We start from the raw sequence: 3,534 nt of genomic DNA, 5'->3' as shown, positions 1-3,534 counted from the left end.
CGCCTGGCCACCACCGGCGGCACCACCGCCCACCGGGCACGCCGCCGCCCCAACCGCTCCCGGCTGCGCTCCGGACCGCCCCTCGACATGGGCGGCCGCTGGGCCCTCACCGTCCAGCCCAGCGGGGACGCCACCACCCGCTCCGTCGTGCAGGGCGAGACCTGGCTCGACCGCTACGGTGTGGTCACCCGCGGCAGCGTCGTCGCCGAGGAGGTCCTCGGCGGCTTCGCACTGGCCTACAAGGTGCTCAGCGGCTTCGAGGAGTCCGGCAAGGCCATGCGCGGCTACTTCATCGAGGGGCTCGGCGCAGCGCAGTTCTCCACCCCGGCGGTCATCGACCGGCTCCGCGGACTCGACGGCGACGGCCTGCCCCCGGACCTCCACGACCCGCAGCTCCACGTCCTCGCCGCCGCCGACCCCGCCAACCCCTACGGCGCGGCCCTCCCGTGGCCTGAGACCGGCCCCTCCCGGGCAGCCGGCGCCATGGTCGTGCTCGCCGACGGCGTCCTCCTCGCCCACCTCACCCGCGGCGGCCGCACCCTCACCGTCTTCGAGGAGGGGCACCTCGACCTCGTCGTCAAGGCGCTGAGCAGCGGCCCCGGCCCCGTCACCGTCGAGAAGCTCAACGGCCACCCGGTCTTCGACTCCCCGCTGCTGGGGGCGTTGCGGGAGGCGGGGGCGTCGATAAGCCCGCGGGGAGCGCGCATCGGCGGACGCACCGCACCTCCCCGTACCCCCGTGAGGGGGCGGCGCGTGGTCGACGCCCTCGAGGACATCAGTTTCGACGACGAGTAACCCCAGCTGATGTGACCCTGCCCACTGAACTGGGCAGAGTTACACCGTTGTCGGACCGCGTCATTCCCCATACTTCCTCCCGGGGGGATTACCCTCCGCGGGGCGCGGTCGGGGGCCGCGCCCCGCAGGATGTAGCGTGAAGACGTGCCCGAAGGTGACTCCGTACTCCAGCTCTCCCGGCGCCTGCAGTTCATGACCGGCCGGGAGGTCCTCCACACCTCCCTGCGCGTCCCCTCCGTCGCCCTCACCGACTTCACCGGCGAACTCGTCGACCGCGTCTGGCCCTACGGCAAACACCTCTTCATGCAGTTCGGCGACCGGATCCTGCACACCCACCTCAAGATGGAGGGCACCTGGGCCGTCCACCGCGTCGGCGACCGGTGGCGCAAACCGGGACACACCGCCCGCGTCGTCCTCCAGCTCGCCGACACCCACCCCATCGAGGTCGTCGGCCACTCCCTCGGACTCGTCCGCGTCTTCCCCACCGACCACTACCACGAACAGACCGCCCACCTCGGCCCCGACGTCCTCGGGGAGGACTGGCCCACCGGCGGCCGCGAGGAAGCCCGCCGACGCATCCTGGCGCAGCCCGCCGCCACCATCGGCGAAGCCCTCCTCGAACAACGCAACCTCGCCGGTGTGGGCAACGAATACCGCGCCGAGATCTGCTTCCTCTGCGGCATCCACCCCGCCCGTCGAGTAGCCGACGTCGACGTCGACCACGTCCTCGACGTGACCCGCCGCGTCATGTGGGCCAACCGCGACGCCCCCGTCCGCGTCACCACCGGCATCCGCCGCGCCGGGGAGACCACCTACGTCTTCGGCCGCCACGGCCGCCCCTGCCGCCGCTGCCGCACCCCCATCCGACGGGCCTGGCTGGGCCCCGCCGCCGAGGAACGCATCATCTGGTGGTGCCCCGCCTGCCAGCCTGCCGCGCCCGACTACGTCGCCGTGCCCGTCGTACCAGCAGGCCGAACCCCACGAGGAGCCCGGTACCGACGATGACGTAGACCACCGTCGAATACTCGCCGACGTACTTCTCGACGAGGTGGTAGTTGCTGCCCAGCACCACCCCCGCGTAGATGAGCAGCGCATTCCACAGGGCCGAACCGGTGAGTGTCAGGAGGCCGAAGGACAGCGGACTCATCCGGTCGATGCCCGCCGGGATCGAGATGAGGGAGCGGACACCCGGCATCAGACGCCCGAAGAACACCGACCAACGCCCGTACCTGTCGACATCCGCCGGCTCCACCAGCCACATCCGGTCCGCGATCTGCCGCAGCCGCTGCGCCCCGATCGCCGCACCCAGCCAGTACAGCAGGAACGCGCCCGCCACCGAACCGACCGTCGCCCAGATGAAGGCCGCCCACACGTTGAGCTCACCCCGCGAGGCCGTGAAACCCGCCAGCGGCAGGACCACCTCGGAGGGGATCGGCGGGAAGACGCTCTCGAGGAAGATGGCGACACCGACGCCGGGTGCCCCCAGAATCTCCATGAGGCGGACGACTCAGTCGACGATGGTGGTGAGCATGGGGCCGACGCTACTCCAGCTCCCTCAACCGCCGCTGCGCCCGCTCCAGACGCGCCGCCCGGGCCTTCTCCTCGATCTTCTTCAGCTCCTTGTAGGCCTTCTCGTCCGAGTCGGAGAAGCGGTTGACCAGCCGCGGGATCACGAACGCGGCACCCATCAGCGGCCACACGATCCACGCCCACGACACGTTGAACGCGAACATGAGGATGAAGAACGCCGCCAGGGTCACACTGCCGATCAGCCCGTCCCACTTCTCGACGCGCGCGCCCCGTGTGCGGATCCGTTCCAGCTCCGCCTCGTCGTCATGCTTCTCGACGACCGCCCCCTCCCCACTCAGCGCCGACTCCAGGCATCCGGGCAGATCGTCGAACAACGGGCGGATCTCACCCCGTGTCTTCGCCTGCGACACCGCGAGGGTGCGTTCGTCGAACTCGACGGTGTCCAGACGCCCCTCGGTGAAGTGGGTGCCGAGGGCGGACAGGGCGGCGAGACGTTCGGCGTCGGAAAGCCGGAGGTGGTCGTCCATGCCCGTCATCCTAGTGGTCTTCTCCACTAGATTCGGAGGTGTGAAACTCCTGCTGAACATCATCTGGTTCCTCACCGGCGGTTTTCTGCTGGCCGCCGGCTACATCCTCTTCGGCCTCATCGCGTGCCTCTTCGTCGTGACCATCCCGGCAGGAATCGCCTCGTTCCGGATGGCCAACTACGCCCTCGCCCCGTTCGGGCGTTCCGTCGTCCAGCCGACCGGTGGGGTCGGCGGGATGTCCGCCGTCAGTAACGTCATCTGGTTCGTCGTGGCGGGCGTGTGGCTGGCGATCGGCCATGTGACCACCGCCGCCGCGCAGGCCGCCACGATCATCGGCATCCCGCTGGCCTGGGCGAACATCAAGATGATCCCGGTGACCTGCTTCCCCTTCGGCAAGCAGATCGTCAATTCGGACCGCATCCCCTTCGGCTACGAGCCGATGGTCAAGCTCTAGATGTACTGACCAGGGCCGCGGCTGAGAGGTCGCGGATCGGGTGGATGTTCCGCCGGGGCGGGCCACCGTCGGGTGGGTGATGGACCACCCCACCCGGGGCGCGTTCCATCCGCCCGTGTTTCGGGGGTTTGTCCGGGTCATCGTCGTTGCGGGCGTTGTGCACCCCGCACAACATGGTCAGGTTGCTGATGTTGGTGTTGCCGCCCTGGGCCCAGGCGGTGAGGTGGT

At 69.8% G+C, this 3,534-nt stretch carries 4 protein-coding genes and 2 pseudogenes; 3 read left to right on the top strand and 3 right to left on the bottom strand.

Features of this window, described 5'->3' with window-relative positions; all coding sequences use genetic code 11:
• Positions 1–795, top strand: a pseudogene (locus GXZ33_RS11220) (DEAD/DEAH box helicase); the annotation flags it as partial.
• 144 nt (positions 796–939) lie between these two features.
• Positions 940–1,800 carry a DNA-formamidopyrimidine glycosylase family protein gene (locus tag GXZ33_RS11215; protein WP_291341143.1) on the top strand — a complete coding sequence of 287 codons (861 nt, stop codon included), beginning with the start codon at positions 940–942 and terminating at the stop codon, positions 1,798–1,800.
• Here GXZ33_RS11215 and GXZ33_RS11210 read toward each other — a convergent pair.
• Together GXZ33_RS11210 and GXZ33_RS11205 are read right to left on the bottom strand one after the other, a co-directional pair.
• Positions 1,697–2,290 carry a DedA family protein gene (locus GXZ33_RS11210; RefSeq protein WP_291341141.1) on the bottom strand — a complete coding sequence of 198 codons (594 nt, stop codon included), beginning with the start codon at positions 2,288–2,290 and terminating at the stop codon, positions 1,697–1,699. The two genes, GXZ33_RS11215 and GXZ33_RS11210, sit on opposite strands and share 104 nt — an antisense overlap.
• Positions 2,291–2,336: 46 nt before the next feature.
• On the bottom strand, positions 2,337–2,852 hold the full coding sequence (locus tag GXZ33_RS11205; RefSeq protein WP_291341139.1) for a DUF1707 domain-containing protein: 516 nt from the start codon (positions 2,850–2,852) through the stop codon (positions 2,337–2,339).
• Positions 2,853–2,892: 40 nt separating this feature from the next.
• Between GXZ33_RS11205 and GXZ33_RS11200 the strand changes: the two genes are divergently transcribed.
• On the top strand, positions 2,893–3,306 hold the full coding sequence (locus GXZ33_RS11200; protein WP_291341137.1) for a YccF domain-containing protein: 414 nt from the start codon (positions 2,893–2,895) through the stop codon (positions 3,304–3,306).
• Here GXZ33_RS11200 and GXZ33_RS11195 read toward each other — a convergent pair.
• Positions 3,296–3,534, bottom strand: a pseudogene (locus GXZ33_RS11195) (HNH endonuclease); the annotation flags it as partial. The gene GXZ33_RS11200 and the pseudogene GXZ33_RS11195 overlap by 11 nt on opposite strands.

Origin of the sequence: Corynebacterium sp., from assembly GCF_012838985.1 — a bacterium.
In the GTDB taxonomy this organism is placed as follows: domain Bacteria; phylum Actinomycetota; class Actinomycetes; order Mycobacteriales; family Mycobacteriaceae; genus Corynebacterium.
Note: the sequence above shows the minus strand (reverse complement) of the source record. Positions and strands in the feature narration are given on the sequence as shown.